This window comes from Xanthobacter versatilis, assembly GCF_043193975.1.
GTDB lineage: Bacteria > Pseudomonadota > Alphaproteobacteria > Rhizobiales > Xanthobacteraceae > Xanthobacter > Xanthobacter autotrophicus_E.
On sequence record NZ_JBAFVB010000001.1, the window covers coordinates 385,899 to 402,671 of the forward strand.

General features: G+C 68.9%; 15 protein-coding genes. 5 read left to right on the top strand and 10 right to left on the bottom strand.

The annotated features are described in order from the left end of the window. The first annotated feature begins 142 nt into the window (after positions 1–142). Both V5F66_RS01630 and V5F66_RS01635 read left to right on the top strand, forming a co-directional pair. Positions 143–1,891 (top strand): ABC transporter permease, encoded by a 1,749-nt coding sequence (locus tag V5F66_RS01630; protein ID WP_394093067.1) that lies wholly within the window; start codon positions 143–145, stop codon positions 1,889–1,891. Positions 1,892–1,902: 11 nt separating this feature from the next. Next, positions 1,903–3,246: an ABC transporter ATP-binding protein gene (locus V5F66_RS01635; RefSeq protein WP_394093068.1), complete on the top strand. Its 1,344-nt coding sequence runs from the start codon at positions 1,903–1,905 to the stop codon at positions 3,244–3,246. Positions 3,247–3,422: 176 nt separating this feature from the next. On the opposite strand, the gene V5F66_RS01640 is transcribed toward V5F66_RS01635, so the two are convergent. From V5F66_RS01640 to V5F66_RS01670, 7 genes are all read right to left on the bottom strand, one after another. Continuing rightward, positions 3,423–4,634, bottom strand: a complete 1,212-nt coding sequence (locus V5F66_RS01640; RefSeq protein WP_394093069.1) for an MFS transporter — start codon at positions 4,632–4,634, stop codon at positions 3,423–3,425. Positions 4,635–4,796: 162 nt separating this feature from the next. Beyond that, positions 4,797–6,452 carry an MFS transporter gene (locus V5F66_RS01645; RefSeq protein WP_394006484.1) on the bottom strand — a complete coding sequence of 552 codons (1,656 nt, stop codon included), beginning with the start codon at positions 6,450–6,452 and terminating at the stop codon, positions 4,797–4,799. Continuing rightward, entirely contained in the window at positions 6,449–6,913 is a 465-nt protein-coding gene (locus V5F66_RS01650; RefSeq protein ID WP_049775876.1) for a DoxX family protein, read from the bottom strand. The genes V5F66_RS01645 and V5F66_RS01650 overlap by 4 nt, the downstream gene beginning before the upstream one ends. A 291-nt stretch (positions 6,914–7,204) precedes the next feature. Then, complete coding sequence (locus V5F66_RS01655) at positions 7,205–9,151, bottom strand: amidohydrolase (RefSeq protein ID WP_394093287.1); 1,947 nt, start codon at positions 9,149–9,151, stop codon at positions 7,205–7,207. A 43-nt stretch (positions 9,152–9,194) separates the two neighbouring features. After that, entirely contained in the window at positions 9,195–9,503 is a 309-nt protein-coding gene (locus V5F66_RS01660; protein ID WP_394093070.1) for a XapX domain-containing protein, read from the bottom strand. 51 nt (positions 9,504–9,554) lie between these two features. Further along, positions 9,555–10,391 carry an alpha/beta fold hydrolase gene (locus V5F66_RS01665; protein ID WP_394000870.1) on the bottom strand — a complete coding sequence of 279 codons (837 nt, stop codon included), beginning with the start codon at positions 10,389–10,391 and terminating at the stop codon, positions 9,555–9,557. A 158-nt stretch (positions 10,392–10,549) separates the two neighbouring features. Beyond that, positions 10,550–11,173 (bottom strand): hydrolase, encoded by a 624-nt coding sequence (locus V5F66_RS01670; protein WP_041575230.1) that lies wholly within the window; start codon positions 11,171–11,173, stop codon positions 10,550–10,552. 135 nt (positions 11,174–11,308) lie between these two features. Here V5F66_RS01670 and V5F66_RS01675 point away from each other — a divergent pair, with 135 nt between their 5' ends. Next, entirely contained in the window at positions 11,309–11,650 is a 342-nt protein-coding gene (locus tag V5F66_RS01675) for a winged helix-turn-helix transcriptional regulator (protein ID WP_394050209.1), read from the top strand. A gap of 451 nt (positions 11,651–12,101) precedes the next feature. Here the strand turns inward: V5F66_RS01675 and V5F66_RS01680 are convergent, their stop codons facing one another. Then, positions 12,102–13,022 (bottom strand): AraC family transcriptional regulator, encoded by a 921-nt coding sequence (locus V5F66_RS01680; RefSeq protein WP_394093071.1) that lies wholly within the window; start codon positions 13,020–13,022, stop codon positions 12,102–12,104. Between the two features lie 304 nt (positions 13,023–13,326). Here V5F66_RS01680 and V5F66_RS01685 point away from each other — a divergent pair, with 304 nt between their 5' ends. After that, entirely contained in the window at positions 13,327–14,004 is a 678-nt protein-coding gene (locus V5F66_RS01685; protein WP_012113300.1) for a response regulator, read from the top strand. Continuing rightward, entirely contained in the window at positions 14,001–15,350 is a 1,350-nt protein-coding gene (locus V5F66_RS01690) for a sensor histidine kinase (RefSeq protein WP_012113301.1), read from the top strand. Before V5F66_RS01685 ends, V5F66_RS01690 begins: the two co-directional genes overlap by 4 nt. A gap of 9 nt (positions 15,351–15,359) precedes the next feature. Here the strand turns inward: V5F66_RS01690 and V5F66_RS01695 are convergent, their stop codons facing one another. Together V5F66_RS01695 and V5F66_RS01700 are read right to left on the bottom strand one after the other, a co-directional pair. After that, complete coding sequence (locus V5F66_RS01695) at positions 15,360–16,022, bottom strand: class I SAM-dependent methyltransferase (protein ID WP_394006489.1); 663 nt, start codon at positions 16,020–16,022, stop codon at positions 15,360–15,362. A gap of 20 nt (positions 16,023–16,042) precedes the next feature. Next, positions 16,043–16,708, bottom strand: a complete 666-nt coding sequence (locus V5F66_RS01700; protein WP_394050202.1) for a tetratricopeptide repeat protein — start codon at positions 16,706–16,708, stop codon at positions 16,043–16,045. Positions 16,709–16,773: the final 65 nt, after the last annotated feature.

Consider the following 16,773-nt stretch of genomic DNA (forward strand, 5'->3'; position numbering starts at 1 on the left):
GGGTAACGCGGGGGCGAGCGCTTCGAGCCCAGGACGTTGAGAACCCAACACGTCGAGCATTCCGCTCGGGTCCGCGCCGTCAGGGGCGGACCCGACGTGCTCCGGCCGGCCGAACCCTCACGCCGAAATCGGATCCTTGATCATGTCGATGCATCACCCGGCCCTGGAAGCGGGCCGCCGGCGCACGTTCGCGCCGAACCTCTGGGACGCGCTCGCCTTCGGCCTGCTGTTCGGCGGGCTCATTCTCATGGTCCACGGCGGCAAGGAGACACTGGCGCCACTGGCCGCGCTCGACCTTGCGCCGGTCTCGCTCGATCCGGCCATGCTGCCGGAGTACGCGCTGCGCACCACCATGCGCATGCTGGCGGCCATCGTGGCCTCGCTGGTCTTCACCTTCGCCTACGGCGCGCTGGCGGCGAAAAGCCGGCGGGCGGAGATGGTGCTGGTGCCCATGCTGGACATCCTCCAGTCGGTGCCGGTGCTGGGCTTCCTGTCCTTCACCGTGGTGGGGTTCATGTCCCTGTTCCCCGGCCGGGTGCTGGGGGTGGAGCTGGCGGCCATCTTCGCCATCTTCACCAGCCAGGCCTGGAACATGACCTTCAGCTTCTACCAGTCGCTGAAGACGGTGCCGCGCGACCTCGACGAGGCCACCCGCAGCTTCCGCCTTTCCGGCTGGCAGCGCTTCTGGCGGCTGGAAGTGCCGTTCTCCATGCCGGGGCTGGTGTGGAACACCATGATGTCCATGTCGGGGGGCTGGTTCTTCGTGGTGGCCTCCGAGGCCATCTCGGTGGGCGACACCACCATCACCCTGCCGGGCGTCGGCTCCTATGTGGCGCTCGCCATCAAGGAGCAGAACCTCGCCGCCGTGGGCTGGGCGGTGCTCGCCATGCTGGCGGTGATCCTGCTCTATGACCAGCTGCTGTTCCGCCCGCTGGTGGCGTGGGCCGACAAGTTCCGGGTGGAGACCTCCGCCAGCGGCGCGGCGCCGCGCTCCTGGCTGTTGTCCGCCGCCCGCCGCACTTATCTGTTCCAGCGCGTGCTGCAGCCCTTGGGCGCCATGCTGGCGGCGGTGCCGCGCCAGCGCCTGTCCTTCTCCACGCCGGTGTCGCAGGACACCCGCCGCGCCGTGGAGGGCGCCTGGGCCAGCCCTTGGGCGGAGGGCATCTGGCTGGCGCTGGTGTTCGCCGTGGCCGGCTACGCGCTTTATGTGATCGTTGCCTTCGTCGGCACCGAGCTGACCCTACCAGAGGTGACCCAGGTATTCGGCCTCGGCGTTCTGACCATGATCCGGGTGATCGTGCTGATCGCGCTGGCGACCCTGATCTGGGTGCCCATCGGGGTGTGGATCGGGCTGCGGCCGCGCTGGGCCCAAAGGGTCCAGCCGCTGGCCCAGTTCCTCGCCGCCTTCCCGGCCAACATCATCTTCCCGTTCGCGGTGGTGGCCATCGTGCGGCTGGGGCTGGACCCGGACATCTGGCTGTCGCCGCTGATGGTGCTCGGCACCCAGTGGTACATCCTGTTCAATGTGGTGGCCGGGGCGAGCGCCTTTCCCAACGACCTGAAGGAAGCCGCCTCCACCTTCCGCATCCGCGGCTGGAACTGGTGGCGCAAGGTGATGCTGCCGGGGATCTTTCCCTATTACGTCACCGGCGCCATCACCGCGAGCGGCGGGTCGTGGAACGCCTCCATCGTCGCCGAGGTGGCGAGCTGGGGCGACACCACGCTGAGGGCTCACGGGGTGGGCGCCTACATCGCCGATGCGACCGCCGCCGGCGATTATCCGCGCATCGTGCTCGGGGTGGCGGTGATGTCCATCTTCGTCATCTTTTTCAACCGCCTGCTGTGGCGCCCCATGTTCACGTTCGCCGGCCGTCGCCTGCGCCTCGACTGAAGGAGGAAACAATGGCTGTGATCGATCGGGCCGCGCCGCGCCCCGCAACCGAAGGCGCCTTCCTCGTCAACGCCTCGGGCGTGCGGCAGGTCTATGCCAAGGGCGACAATGCCGACCTCGTGGTGCTGGACGACGTGTCCCTCGCCATCCGCGAGGGCGAGGTGGTGGGCCTGCTCGGCCGCTCCGGCTCGGGCAAGTCCACGCTCCTGCGCATCATTTCCGGACTGGTGAAACCCACCTCGGGCCGCGTGGAGTGGCGCGGCAAGCCTGTGACCGGCCCCAGCGAGGGCCTGTCCATGGTGTTCCAGAGCTTCGCGCTGTTCCCCTGGCTCACCGTGCTGGAGAATGTGGAGGTGGGGCTGGAAGCCATCGGCGTGCCGGCGGCGGAGCGGCGTCGCCGCGCCATCGAGGCCATCGACCTCATCGGCCTCGACGGCTTCGAGAGCGCCTATCCCAAGGAACTGTCGGGCGGCATGCGCCAGCGCGTGGGCTTTGCCCGCGCGCTGGTGGTGCATCCGCGCCTGATGCTGATGGACGAGCCCTTCTCGGCTCTGGACGTGCTGACCGCCGAGACTTTGCGCACCGACCTCATCGACCTGTGGATCGAGGGCCGGCTGCCCATCAAATCCATCCTCATGGTCACCCACAATATCGAGGAGGCGGTGCTGATGTGCGACCGCATCCTCATCTTCTCCTCCAATCCCGGGCGGGTAGCGGCGGAGATCAGGATCGACCTGCCGCATCCGCGCTCGCGGCTCGACCCCGTGTTCCGCGCCATCGTGGATGACATCTACGGCCGCATGACCCAGCGGACCCCGGCGGAGAAGGAGGCGCGCAAGGGCGAAGGCGCCTTGCCGGGCACCGGCATCGGCATGGCGCTGCCGCACATCTCGACCAACCTCATCTCCGGCCTGATGGAGGCGCTGGCCGCGCCGCCCTACGCCGGGAAGGCCGACCTGCCGGACCTCGCCGCCACCCTGCAGATGGAGGTGGACGAGCTGTTCCCCATCGTCGAGACGCTCCAGCTCATGCGCTTCGCCGAGCTGGAGGCGGGCGACGTGACCCTGACCGAGGCCGGGCGGCGGTTCGTGGATCTCGACGTGGATGCGCGCAAGCGCCTGTTCGCAGAGCATCTCCTGGCCTACGTGCCGCTGGCGGCACTCATCCGCCGGGTGCTGGACGAGCGGCCCAGCCACAAGGCGCCGTTCACGCGCTTTTCCGAGGAATTGGAAGACTATATGTCCGAAGACTTCGCGGAAAACACCCTGCGCGCCCTCATCACCTGGGGGCGCTACGGCGAATTGTTCGGCTATGACGAGCATACCCGCCAGTTCAATCTGGAAAACCCGACCTGAGGTCTTCCGGCCTACCCCATCCTCCGGCGGCGCACGCCGAAGGATGGGGTCGAAGCCGATACACTACTGCCCAAGATACTTGATCAGGGCGGCGATACCGAGAACGACGAGTACGAGGATCAGGACGCCAAGGAGCCACATGCCCCCTCCGACGCCGTCCATCATTCCATAATTCATCATGTGCTTGTCCTCCCTGCACGTCCGAGGCCCGCCACCAGCGCCGCCGCGATGCAGGCCAGTGCCGCACCGGCGATGAACGTCGCAGCCGCGCCATACTCTTCCCAGAGCAGGCCGGCCACGAGGCTGGCTGCGAGCATGGCGATGCCGGTGGCGAGATTGAACAGGCCGAACGCGGATCCGCGCAGCGTAGCCGGTGCGTTGTGCGCCACGAGCTTGGCGAAAAGGCCTTGGGTCAGAGCCATGTGGACACCCCACAGGGCGATGCCCAGCAAGGTGCCGGCAAGGCCCGGCCCGAAGGCGAGCAGAAGGTCGGCGGCGATCAAAACACCCATGCCGGCGAGTAGCAGGCGCTGCGGCGGGGCATGGTCCGACCACGCGCCGGCCGGATAGGCGCCCAGCGCATAGACCGCGTTCATGGTCACCAGCACCAAAGGCGCAAGCGCCAGGGGCAGCCCCTCGTCGTGGGCTTTAAGTACCAAGAAAGCCTCGCTGAATCGCGCCAGCGTGAACACCACGCCGATGGCGACGACGCCCCAGAATGCCCGGTCGAGCTGTCGCAGATCGGCGAGGCGCACCGGCGGGCGGGGCGCGGCTGCCTCCTGCGGGCTGGCGCGGTCCTCCACCCCCAGCAACACGCACGCCACGGCCAGCCCCGCCGGGATGAGGGCGAACCAGAACACCGCCCGCATGTCGTCGGCGAGGAGCGCCATCAGCGCGATGGCGAGCAGCGGGCCGACGAAGGCGCCGGCGGTGTCGAGGGCCTGGCGCAGCCCATAGGCGCGACCGCGGATTTCCGGCGGCGTGACGTCGGCGACGAGGGCATCGCGCGGGGCTCCGCGCATGCCTTTGCCGATGCGGTCAGCGAAGCGCGCGGCCAGGACCAGCCCCGGCGCGCCGGCCAGGGCGAACAGGGGCTTGGACGCGGCGCCCAGTCCATAGCCAAGCAGGATCAATGGCTTGCGCCGGCCGAGGCGATCGGACAGATAGCCCGAGAACACCTTCACGACCGCGGCGGTGGATTCGCCGATGCCCTCGATGAGGCCCACCATCGCCACGCTTGCCCCCAGCGTTGCGGTGAGGAACAGGGGCAGCAGCGCGTGGATCATCTCCGAGGAGATGTCCATGAACATGCTGACGAAACCCAGCGCCCACACGGTCCTCGGAATGGCGGGCCGCCGTTCGGCTCCACCGGCGGCCGCGCGATTCATGACCTTCTCCACCATCGACACGCGATTCCCGGAGAACTCTGGGCGAAAGGTCGTGCTTCGGCTAGGGGTTCAGTTTTGTGGTGTTATTATCCGGTACGAGGGGCGTCTGATCTCCCTGTCGGGTGGTCCCCCCGGTTCAGGTCGCGCGACCTGCGGCACCCCTCAGGCATGCCCGCCCGTCGCCCGGGCGGGGCGCTCGGCCCCGATCAGGTGGCGGGCATGGGGCGGGGCGTCGCCCTGGTGGAATTTCAGCACGCCGGCCTGCACGTCGGCATCCGCGTGGGAGACCCGGCGGTGCTGGCGCAGGTGCTCGGCCCAGGATTCCACCATGAACCACTCCACCATCAGCGACGGGTCGGCGGCATCCTCGGTGACGCCCCAGTTGTAGGCGCCGTCGCGGCGGCGGGCGGCGGAGAGGCGGTAGAGGGCATCGAGGAAGGCCGGGTGATCTTCCGGCGCGATGCGATACTCGATGAGGATGAGCACCGGGCCGCGGTCATTCTCCACCGGGGCGGCGAGCAGAGGCTCGGGCCAGTGCATGGCAGGGGTGAGGTCGGCCTCCCCGGCCGGCAGCTTCACCCGGTGCAGGATGAGACCGGCCACCACGAGGCCGGCGCCGGACACCAGCAGCGCCCCCGGCAGCCCGATCTGCTGCGCCACCAGGCCCCAGCTGATGCTGCCGCAGGCCATGGCGCCGTTGAAGGCGGTGAGATAGACCGCCAGCGCCCGCCCGCGCACCCAGTTGGGCAGGATCGACTGGGCGGTGGCGTTGAGGGTGGTCAGCGCGATGATCCACGCCCCGCCCATGGCCAGCAGCACCACCAGGGCGAGCCAGCGCGGCGGGGCGAAGGCAAGGCTCGCGGTGGCGGCGGCGGTGACGAAGGCGGCGCCCAGCACCAGCCCATCGGCGGTGGCGAAGGCCCGCAGGCGCGGCAGCAGCAGGGCGCCGCCGATGGCGCCCGCTCCCACCGACCCCAGCAGCACGCCGTAATAGGCGGCGTCGCCCTTCAGCAGCTCCCGCGCCACCAGGGGCAGCAGCGCCCATACGGCGCTGGCGAAGAAGAAGAAGAACACCGCGCGTAGCAGCACCACATGCAGCTCGCGGCTGGCGCGGGCATAGCGCAGGCCGGCGCGGAAGGCGCCGGTGAAGCGCTCGGATAATTCATCCTGCGCGCCGGCGTCCCGGCGCCACCACCACAGGGCGGCGATGACGAGCACGTAGCTCGCCACGTCCGCCCCATAGGTCACCGCCGCGCCGAAGGATGCCAGCAGCAGGCCGCCCACCGCCGGGCCGATGGAACGGGCGATGTTGATGCCCAGCGAGTTGAGCGCCACAGCGCTCTTCAGCTCGGGACGCGGCACCAGCTCCGGCACGATGGATTGCCAGGTGGGCGCCATCAGCGCCGCGCCCACGCCGCCGAGGAAGGTGAGCGCCACCAGCGACGACACGGTCATCAGCCCGCTCATGGACAGCAGCATCAGCGCCGCGCTCACCAGCCCGAGGCCGATCTGGATGCCGATGAGGAAGCGGCGGCGGTCGAGGATGTCGGAGAGCACGCCGGCGGGAATGGCGAGCAGGAACACCGGCAGCATGGCGGCGGCCTGCACCATGCCCACCGCCGCCGGGGAGGCGGACAAATCGGTGACGATCCAGGCGCTCGCCACGTCGCGCATGAAGCTGCCGGTATTGCCCAGCACGGTGGCGCCCCACAGCACGGCGAACACCGGCCGCCGCAACGGCGCGAAGGCGCCGCCGGCTGCGGGCTGCGGGGCTGCCGGAGGGGTGGCAGATGGCGCGCCGTGGGTGTGGTCGCTCACAGGTCTCTCCCGTGCTGGCCGGTCCCGTTGGAGGCGCCGTGGACAAGATCGTACCACGCCACCAGCACGAAGGCGCCGGCCAGGCCCAGATGCTCGAAGAAGGCGTTGGCGGCCATGGTGCGCTCCGGCGGCGGCATGGCCCAGAAGCGGTTGGCGAGGAGGGCGGCCAGCACCGTGAAGCCCGCCAGCCCCAGCGCCCCCAGCCAGCGCAGCCGGCCGCTGAGGATGAGGGCCGAGGCGCCCAGCTCCAGCACGATCACGGCCACGGCGAACGGCGCCTGCGGAGTGAGCCCGAAATGGGCCATCTCCGCCAGCGCGCCGTTGAAGTCCAGAGCCTTGGTGAGGCCGCCCTGGATATAGGCCCCGCACAGGGCCAGCAGCGCGAGAAACCGCACCGGCGCCGGCGAGATCAGGCCCCGGGCGAAGGCGGTGAGGTGGGCGTTGCTTGGGCGTTCAGCCATGGGCGGCATGGTTCCGAAGGTTTGGGGCGGGTCGAGGGGTGGTGTTGGATCGGCTGCTTGGGTGGACGTTTTGGCGGCCGGGTCCACAGGGAACGCTCCCCCGCAAGCGGGAGAGGGGGCAGACCGCATTTAACCATCGCCGCCCTCCGGCTTGACCGGAGGGTCCATCTCGCCGCTTGTCCGGCCGCCGCTTGTCCCGGAGGCGTCGGTCCGGCGGGGCGATGGGCCGTCCGGTCAAGCCGGACGGCGACGGTGTGCAAGCATCTCAAGGCGCCACCACCTCCGCCCCCATCAGAACGCCCAGCAGGCGCAGCCGAGCGCGCCCCAGAAGGAGCGTTCGTCGGCGGCGGGCACCTGCGCCGCCAGCGCGCTGGCGTGGGCGTGGCCGTGGACGCCGCAGGCGGTGGCGCAGCCGCAGGCGGCGGCGAAGGCGTATTTGCGCTCGCCGGTTTCCGCCCGCTTCTGGTAGCCGCCGAAGGTGCGCACCGGCGACCAGTCGGGCATGGGCGGCGGCAGGTCGGGCGCGAGCGTCTTGAAGTCGCCGTCGCCGTGCACCGGCGTGCCGCCCAGCAGCGTGAGCACGCTGGTGATGTCCTGGATCCTGTCCTCGGGCACGGAGAAATAATCGTCCGACAGCACCACGAGGTCGGCGAGCTGGCCGGCCTTCACCTGCCCCTTCTTGTCGGGCTCGGAGGAGAACCAGGTATTGGCCTCAGTCCACAGCCGCAGCGCGCTCTCGCGGTCGAGCAGGTTGGACGGCGGGTAGAGGGAGAGGCCGCCCAAAGTCTTGCCCGTCACCAGCCAGGACAGGGACACCCAGGGATTGTAGGAGGCGACGCGGGTGGCGTCGGTGCCGGCGCCCACCGGAATGCCGGCGTCCAGCATGCGGCGGATGGGCGGGGAGCGCTCCGCCTTGCTGGCGCCGTAGCGCTCCACGAAATATTCGCCCTGGAACGCCATGCGATGCTGCACGGCGATGCCGCCCCCCAGCGCCGCGATGCGGTCGATGTTGCGGTCGGTGATGGTCTCGGCATGGTCGAAGAACCAGTTGAGGCCCTTCAGCGGCACGTCCTTGTTGACCTTCTCGAACACGTCGAGGGCGCGCGAGATGGTCTCGTCATAGGTGGCGTGCAGCCGCCACGGCCAGCGGTTCTCGGCCAGCAGGCGGATGACCGGTTCCAGGTCGCCCTCCATGTTGGGCGGCATGTCGGGCCGGGCCACCTGGAAGTCCTCGAAGTCGGCGGCGGAATAGACCAGCATCTCGCCGGCGCCGTTGTTGCGGTAGAGGTCGTCGCCCTGGCCGGGCTTGACCTGCTTCGACCAGCCGGAGAAATCCGCCAGCTCCTGCTTCGGCTTCTGGGTGAAGAGGTTGTAGGCGATGCGCACGGTGAGCTGCCCGTCGCGGTGCAACTCCTCGATCACCGCATAGTCGTCCGGATAGTTCTGGAAGCCGCCGCCGGCGTCGATGACGCTGGTGACGCCCAGCCGGTTCACTTCGCGCATGAAGTGGCGGGTGGAGTTCTTCTGGTATTCGGCGGGCAGCTTGGGACCCTTGGCCAGCGTAGAATAAAGGATGGTGGCGTTGGGCTGGGCCAAAAGCAGGCCGGTGGGATTGCCGGCCGCATCGCGCACGATCTCGCCGCCGGGCGGGTTGGGCGTGTCCTTGGTGTAGCCCACCACGCGCAGCGCCGCCGCATTGAGCAGGGCGCGGTCGTAGAGGTGGAGGATGAACACCGGCGTGTCGGGGGCGGCGGCGTTCAGCTCCTCCAGCGTGGGCAGGCGCTTCTCGGCGAACTGGTGCTCGGTGAAGCCGCCCACCACGCGCACCCATTGCGGCGGCGGGGTCACGGCCACCTGCTTCCTCAGCATCTCCATGGCGTGGTCGAGGGAGCGCACCCCGTCCCAGCGCAGCTCCATATTGTAGTTCAGCCCGCCGCGGATGATGTGCATGTGGCTGTCGATGAGGCCGGGAATGATCCGCCGGCCGCCCACGTCGATGATTTTCGTTAGGGTCCCGGCGTGGCGCATGGCGTCGGCGGTGGTGCCGGCGAACAGGATGCGCCCGTCCTTCACCGCCACCGCCTCGGCCTGCGGATTGGTGCGGTCGAGGGTGGTGACCTTGCCGTTGAAGAGGATGAGGTCGGCGGTCTCGCTCATGGTCTGCGCCTTCGGGGAGGTGGGGACAAGGCCGGCGGCGGCCATGAGCCCCGCGGCGATGAACTGGCGGCGATCGGGCAGCTTTCGGTCGGGCAGCTTTCGGTCGGGCATGGCGCGGCTCCTCTCAGGTTCCGGGAGGGGTGTGGGGCGGCGCGTCTTTGAGAGATGTTTCTTGCGGCGGCTCCGCTGCGGCGCTCTGCCGGCCCGGCAGCTGGCCGAGCACATGGTCGGAGCAGTCGGCAAGGCCGATGGCGGTGCGCAGGCTGTCGCCGGCCCAGAGGTTCTTCGCCACCGGCACGATCTGCTCGCCGATGAGGATGCCCAGCAGCCCCACCAGCGCCACCACCGGCGGCGCCGGCGAGCGCACGTTGATGAGGCTGTAGACGATGCCGACCAGAAGGCCGGCGCCCAGCGAGGCGAGATAAAGCTTCATGCCATGTGCGCCCTGGATGGGACGGCGCCGGCCGGGCCGGCGCCGTCGGGGTCAGGCCTTGATGAAGGCGAGCAGGTCGGCGTTGACCACGTCGTGGTTGACGGTGAGCATGCCGTGCGAGAAGCCCGGATAGGTCTTCAGCGTGCCGTGCTTCAGCAGCTTGATGGACTTCATCGCGGAATCGGCGATGGGCACGATCTGGTCGTCCTCGCCATGCAGCACCAGCGTCGGCACCGTGATCGTCTTCAGGTCCTCGGTCTGGTCGGTCTCGGAGAAGGCCTTGATGCCCTCATAATGGGCCTTGGCGCTGCCCATCATGCCCTGCCGCCACCAGTTCTGGATCACGCCTGGCGAGACCTTCGCGCCCTCGCGGTTGAAGCCGTAGAAGGGGCCCGTGGGCACGTCGAGGAAGAACTGGGCGCGGTTGTCGGCGGTGGCCTTGCGGAAGCCGTCGAACACCTCGATGGGCAGGCCTTCCGGGTTGGCGGCGGTTTTTAGCATCAGCGGCGGCACCGCCGAAACCAGCACCGCCTTGGCGACGCGGCCGGCCGGCTGGCCGTGCTTTGCCACATAGCGCGCGACCTCGCCGCCGCCGGTGGAATGGCCGATATGCACCGCATTCTTCAGGTTGAGATGCTCGACCACCGCGAAGGCGTCGGCGGCATAATGGTCCATGTCGTGGCCGTCGCTGACCTGGGTGGAGCGGCCGTGGCCGCGCCGGTCGTGGGCCACCACGCGGTAGCCGTGCTGCACGAAGAACAGCATCTGGGTGTCCCAGTCGTCCGACGACAGCGGCCAGCCGTGGTGGAACACGATGGGCTGGGCATCCTTGGGGCCCCAGTCCTTGTAGAAGATCTCGACGCCGTCTTTGGTGGTGACGAAAGGCATGGCTGTGGTCCTTTGGTTCGGGTCCGTGGCGGCGGCCGCGGCGGGCAGGGGCAGGCCGAGGGCGGCGGCCAGCGCCGCGCCGGCGCCAAGCTCAAGGGCGGTGCGACGCGTCAGGCCGCCGGCCGGGGCGCTGGGGGCCGATGAGGCGTGGTCCATGCTCAGTGGCCTTCCGAGGCGCCGAACATGGTCTTGGCGTAGATGATGCCGAGGCCGTAGGCGCCGCCGAACTTCTTGGCGATGCCAGTGGTCATGTCGTAGGTGCCGGTGCGGGCCCAGTCGCGCTGCAGTTCCAGCAGGTATTGCAGCGAGGTCATGGGCCGGGCGCCGGCCTGGATCATGCGCTGCATGGCACGCTCGTGGGCCTCGTCGGAGACATCGCCGCAGGCGTCGGCGATGACATAGACCTCGAAGCCCTGCTCGATGGCCGACAGCGCCGGGCCGACGATGCACACGCCGGTCCACAGGCCCGACAGCACGATGCGGTTCTTGCCGATGGCATTGACCCTGGCGATGACGGCCTCATCCTCCCAGGTGTTCATGGAGGTGCGGTCAAGCAGCTTCTCGCCGGGGAAGGCCTCGGTGATCTCGGAGAACATGGGGCCGGAGAAGCTCTTCTCCGCCACCGTGGTGAGGATGGTGGAGACGCCGAACCCGGCCGCCGCATGGGCGACGAGGGCGGCGTTGTTGCGCAGGTTCACGGCGTCGATGGACTTGGTCGCGAACGACATCTGCGACTGGAAGTCGATCATGATCAGGGTGTGGTCGTTGGGAGACAACAACATCCCGCCGGGGGCAGCGACGGCATTTGACACGGGGAAATCTCCTGCTGTGATGGAGGGGACTGACAAGGTGGACGGGAAGCTAGCGCCACATGGGCGCGGCGGCCATTAGTTACCTGCGAGATACTGGTTTTACCCATGGACGACGAAACAGAACGCAAGAAGATCGGCCTCGGGTATTGCCCAGCCGAGCATTTCCTCAAGTTCATGGCCCAGGAATGGATGGGCCACATCATTGCCGCGCTCGCGCGCAACGGGACGCTGCGGTTCGGCCAATTGCGCCGGGCGCTCCCCGGCGCAATCTCCGCGCGGGTCCTCTCCGCGCGGCTCAAGGATCTTGAATCGGCCGGCTATGTGACGCGCCGCGAACGCGAAGGCCGGGTGCGGCACGTGGAATATGCGTTGACCGCGAACGGCCACGAGGTGGATGCGGCGCTCGCCCGCAACGAGGCATTCGGCGTGCCGGAGGTCCGGCTTTGACGCGTTAAACCTATGTATTGACAAGCCCTTGCCCGGCTCGGGCGAGGGCGGCGGTGTCCGCTTCGGGGGGAGCGTGCGTGGCGGTTCGGCGCCGCAAGCGCTGGTCGGGTTCCAGGGTCGCGATCATGGCTTCGACCTCCGGCTGGTGTCAGGTCGTGCGAACTATCGCGCCGGGCCGGGCGAGCGTCTTGAAGGAAAGTCTGCGCTCTTGAACGATCGGACCCGACGGGTTGGGCGCCTCACGCCGTCAGGTTGCGCATTCCGGGAATACGCGCAACGTCTTTGAATTATCATTTTATCACATTGAAATGATGCGCGCTGCTTGTGAGTGGCATCGAAAATGCTGTGGACGGGGTGCTGCTTGCAGTCCTCGCAAGCGCTTTAGTGCCGCCATGGCCGGGCACGACATAGGGCGCCGGCAGTCTTTTCCCTTTGAAGTCCCAACCCGCTCTCAGCGGCTGCGCCGCCAGGCTCCGGGCGTCGATCCGGTGAGGCGGACGAAGGTGCGCGTCATGTGGCTCTGGTCAGAAAAGCCGCACTGGATGGCCACGTCCGCCAGGGGCAGGGCCGATCGGGTGAGCAGGGCGCGGGCTTGCTCCACCCGCCGGGCGAGCAGCCACTGGTAGGGCGTCGCGCCCGTGGCCTGCCGGAAGGCGCGGATGAAATAGCTGCGCGACACGTTGCAGGCGGCCGCGATGTCGGCGATCAGCACCGTGCCGTCCATGCCCGCCGCCAGAAGTTCCTGAGCGCGCCGCAGTTGCAGGTCGGACAGGCCGCCACCCCGCGCGGCCCGCACGGTGGCGCCGTGATAGCGGGCGACCAGATGCGTCTGCATGGCGCACACCACCTGCTCCACGAACAGCGCGCTGGCGCTCGCCGCATGGGCGAGGGCCGGCAACAGGGCCCGGCCGAGATGGGCGAGCACCGGGTCGCTCGCCCCGGGCGTGGTGAAAAGCGTGTCCGCTAGCGCCACGCCGCTTTCGGCGCAGGTGCGGTGGAGCGCCGCCTGGGACACCTCCAGCAGAAGGAATTCGAACCCGGTCTCGATGTCGGCCCGGTAGTCGTCGGCGAACGGGCGGATGTAGCAGCTGTCCGCCGCGAAATCGTAAGTGGCCGAGCGGTTGCCGGTGAAGATGCGCCGCCGGTGGCCGCCCGAGAGGGACAGACCGACCAGCACGCCCCGGTCGCTCGGCGGTGTTTCCACCTGCCGCAGTTCGCTGCCGTCATGGGACTTGCGGTAGATCACGAAGCCGTTACCGCTCAGTTCCTGACCCTCGCAGAGCGCATCCAGCGCGCAGCCGAGGCTGTCGCGTCCCGAGGCGTGGCGTGCGGCGTCCTGAGGTTCCGTCGCGTGTGACTGAGCACCGTTCATGCGGATATCTGACCCGCCGTGGGTCTCAATGGCAAGGGCTTCGCTGCGGTGCATCCAGACCACGCGCCAGGGGCCTCGCGCCTTGTGGTCGCGGTCATCGGTTCCGGCTTCCGGGCCGGGCGCCTTTTGCAAAAGACATCACACGAAAGTCGGATGATCTCGCCACGCTGTTCTCGTCGCTTGAGGTGTTTGCGACGTTTTCTTGATTTGGATCAAATATGCAGCCGCCATTTTACTGTGCGTCAGCATTGATTTTTGCCACATTCCTGGGCGCAATCCGGTGCGGGGGCGAGATTTCCGGCGCATGCGTATATTGCTTGTCGAAGACAACGAACGGATGTCGGCGCTGGCGGCCGATGCGCTGCGCACGGCGGGCTTCGCCGTCGATGCCGTCCATGCGGCGGCTGACGCTGAGGAAGCGGTCTCAACCACCCCGTTCGACGCTATCATCCTCGATCTCGGCCTGCCCGACCGCGACGGCATGGACCTTCTGGACACGCTGCGGCGCAAGGGTGTGGCCCAGCCCATCCTGGTGCTGACCGCCCGCGACGGCGCGCCCTCGGTCATCGCCGGGCTCAATGGCGGCGCCGACGACTATATGCGCAAGCCCTTCAACGTGGACGAGCTGATCGCCCGCGTCCGCGCCCTGCTGCGGCGTCCCGGCTCGGCGCTGGGGGTGTCGCTGAAGGAAGGCAATGTGGAGCTGGACACCATCGCCCGGCAGGCGCGGGTGGATGGGGTGGGGCTCGATCTCAGCCGCAAGGAGGCGGCGGCGCTGGAGCTTTTGATGCGCCGCACCGGCGCGGTCATCTCCAAGCCGGCGCTGGAGGAGACCCTCTACGGCTATGGCGAGGAGGTCAGCTCTAACGCCGTGGAAGTGCTGATCCACCGCCTGCGCAAGAAGCTGGCGGGGGCCGGCGCGGTGGTGGAGATCCACACTCTGCGCGGCATCGGCTACCTCCTGTCCGGGGCGCGGCCGTGAAGCGGCTGGTCCGGGGGCTGTTCGGCCGCCTGATGATCGGCATGGTGGCGGTGAGCGTGGTGGCAGTCTGCGTCACCGCCGTGTTCCTTTATATCCGCTTCGACACCATCAACACCCGCTTCCGCGAGGGCACGCTCCACAGCTTCGCCATGAGCATCGCCAAGGACGTGCGGGCGGTGGGCCATGTGGTCACCGCGCCGATCCGCCAGTCCACGGTGCATCGCATCGCCCAGGAGGGCGGCCATTTCATCGTCATCGGCCCGTCCGGCGAGCGGCTGGCCGGCTCCGCCGACGTGCACGACCCGTTCGTGCCGGTGGAGGAGATGGCGGAGCATTATTTCGAGCTGCCAAAGGGCAATTCGCCGGAAGCGCTCTACGGCATTTCCCTGCGCATCCACGGCATCGCCCAGCCCACCTATGTGCAGGTGGCCTTTCCCAGCAGCGACGTGGTGTTTGATTCCGTCCTTGAGGAATTCATGCAGGACATCGCCTGGCTGTGGATCCCCTTCATGCTGCTGATGCTGGCGACCAACCTCCTCGTCGCCCGCATCGCGCTGCGACCCCTCAGCCAGACGGTGGAGGAGGCGGAGGCGATCCAGCCCGGCGGAGTCTCGGTCACCCTCAGCGAGAAGGGGCTGCCGGACGACGTGCTGGCGCTGGTGCGCGCAGTGAACCAGGCCCTCGGCCGGCTGCGGCAGGGCTATCGCGCCCAGGAGGAGTTCGTGGGCGACATGGCCCACGAGCTGCGCACGCCGCTGGCGGTGATGAAGACCCAGCTCGCCGTCACCGACGAGCCTTACGCGCGGGTGCTGGAAAAGGAACTCGTCGCCATGGAGCGGCTGGTGGAGCAATTGCTCGACCGGGTCCGGCTCGGCCGCTTCCGCATCGAGCCCGGCGACGTGGTGGAGCTGCGCGAGGCGGCGCGGGAGGCCGCCGCCTATCTGGCCCCGCAGGTGATCGCCCGCAACCGCTCCATCGAGGTGATCGCGGGTCCGGCGCCCGTGGTGGTGGCCGGCGGCCGCGACGACGTGTTCCGCGCGGTGCGCAACCTCATCGAGAATGCGCTGGACCACACCCCGGAGGCCACCACCATCAGCGTGGAGGTGACGGACGCCCCCGCCATCCGGGTGCGCGACCACGGGCCGGGCTTTCCGGCCGAGGTGCTGGACGCCGAGCGCCGGCGGCGCGGCCTGGTGCGCAGCGATCGCCGCAACGGCGTGGGTCTGGGCCTCGCCATCGTCGAGCGCACCATGATGGTTCATGGCGGCCGGCTGGAACTCTCCAACGGCATCGTGGGCGGCTGCGCGGAAATGTGCTTCCCGCCACTCGGCACCGAGGTGGGTTGAGATCGCCCCTCAGCGCCGGGCGGTGGCGATGAGGCCCTTGACCCCCAGGGGTAGGTCGAGGGCGCGGATCATCACCCGCGCCGGCTCGAAGCCGCCACCGGCGATGAGGTGCTTCAGATCCGCCCAGTCGTAGGTCACATGGGTTCTGGGGTCGGCGAACGGCCAGCCGGCCATGGTGGCTCGGTCGGTCACATAGAGCGCGACCCGCCCGCCCGGCCGCAGCACGCGATGGATCTCGGCCACCGCGGCCCCGTCCGGATCGAAGAAATAGGCCACGTTCACCCCCAGTACCTTGTCGAAGCTGGCATCCGGGAAGGGCAGGCGGCGCATGTCGCCGGTGGCAAGGCGCATGCGGCCCTCGGCGATGGCCTGCGCGTTGCGGCGGCTGGCCTGCGCCAGCATGGCCGGCGAGCCGTCGATACCGTGGATGAGCCCAAGGCCCGCCTGCCGCGCCAGCATGGCGAGGCCATCGCCCGGCCCGAACCCGATTTCCAGCACGTGGTCGTCGGGGCGGACCTCCAGCGCCGCGATGGCGAGGGCATTGGGCCGCCGGTTCACCCACGCCATGAGGTGGCCGGCAAGGGCGCCGGCCCGGCCCTGCGGCCGGGCGAGCTGGCGGCCGAGCCGGTGCCACAGGCCCGCGCCCGGCCGTCGTTCACCCGCCTTCGCCATCAGGGCCTGCTCGGGCGGGTTCACAGCTTGGCCTTTATCTGGTCGAGCTTCTCGTGGATCACGAGGCGTCGGTTCTCGTCCCACAGGGGCCGGTCGGCATGGGGCGGGATTGATAAGGCGTGGGTGAAAGCCGCGCGGGCCTTGGCATATTCGCCCTGGCTCAGCAGGAAGTCGCCGTAGAAATACCAGGCGTCGAGCCCGTTGGGGGCGTCGCGGGTGGCCTCCTCCAGCAGCTGGCGGGCCTTGACCTTGTCGCCGAACGCCACCGGGAAGCCCGGCACGCGATAATAGAGCACGCCGAGGCTGGTGGGCGCGCCGGCGTCCAGCGCCGTGGGGTTCATGCCATAGGCCTTTTCCAGCGTGTCGCGGGCTCGCTTGGCCAGCGACAGGGCGCTGATGGGATTGACCATGGAGGCCCGCTCGCTGGTGAGGATGCCGTCCCACACCAGCGCCTCCACCCGGTCCGGATATTTGGCCGCCATGGCGTCGGCCTCGGCGCCGAGGGCGTTCATCTGCTCGGTCTGCTTGTCGCCCTCCGGCACCGTGAACTTGATGGTCTCCCACCGGGTCTGGATCTGCTTGACCTGGGCATTGAGGCCATCGTCGGCCGCTCGCGCGGCGGGGGCACCGAGGGCGATGGCGGTGAGCAGCATGGCACGCAGCAGCGTGTGCGGGTTGGCACGCATAAGGTTTCCTTTCGATGATGGGGCATTCACGCCGACGGCCCCGGTCTTCGACCGGCGCCGAGAGG

What these genes read in the sequence shown, in the direction of transcription:
- V5F66_RS01630 (WP_394093067.1), top strand. Translation starts at nt 143, where the DNA reads ATGTCGATGCATCACCCGGCCCTGGAAGCGGGCCGCCGGCGCACGTTC.
- V5F66_RS01635 (WP_394093068.1), top strand. Translation starts at nt 1,903, where the DNA reads ATGGCTGTGATCGATCGGGCCGCGCCGCGCCCCGCAACCGAAGGCGCC.
- V5F66_RS01640 (WP_394093069.1), bottom strand. Translation starts at nt 4,634, where the DNA reads ATGAATCGCGCGGCCGCCGGTGGAGCCGAACGGCGGCCCGCCATTCCG.
- V5F66_RS01650 (WP_049775876.1), bottom strand. Translation starts at nt 6,913, where the DNA reads ATGGCTGAACGCCCAAGCAACGCCCACCTCACCGCCTTCGCCCGGGGC.
- V5F66_RS01660 (WP_394093070.1), bottom strand. Translation starts at nt 9,503, where the DNA reads ATGAAGCTTTATCTCGCCTCGCTGGGCGCCGGCCTTCTGGTCGGCATC.
- V5F66_RS01665 (WP_394000870.1), bottom strand. Translation starts at nt 10,391, where the DNA reads ATGCCTTTCGTCACCACCAAAGACGGCGTCGAGATCTTCTACAAGGAC.
- V5F66_RS01670 (WP_041575230.1), bottom strand. Translation starts at nt 11,173, where the DNA reads ATGTTGTTGTCTCCCAACGACCACACCCTGATCATGATCGACTTCCAG.
- V5F66_RS01675 (WP_394050209.1), top strand. Translation starts at nt 11,309, where the DNA reads ATGGACGACGAAACAGAACGCAAGAAGATCGGCCTCGGGTATTGCCCA.
- V5F66_RS01680 (WP_394093071.1), bottom strand. Translation starts at nt 13,022, where the DNA reads ATGAACGGTGCTCAGTCACACGCGACGGAACCTCAGGACGCCGCACGC.
- V5F66_RS01685 (WP_012113300.1), top strand. Translation starts at nt 13,327, where the DNA reads ATGCGTATATTGCTTGTCGAAGACAACGAACGGATGTCGGCGCTGGCG.
- V5F66_RS01695 (WP_394006489.1), bottom strand. Translation starts at nt 16,022, where the DNA reads ATGGCGAAGGCGGGTGAACGACGGCCGGGCGCGGGCCTGTGGCACCGG.
- V5F66_RS01700 (WP_394050202.1), bottom strand. Translation starts at nt 16,708, where the DNA reads ATGCGTGCCAACCCGCACACGCTGCTGCGTGCCATGCTGCTCACCGCC.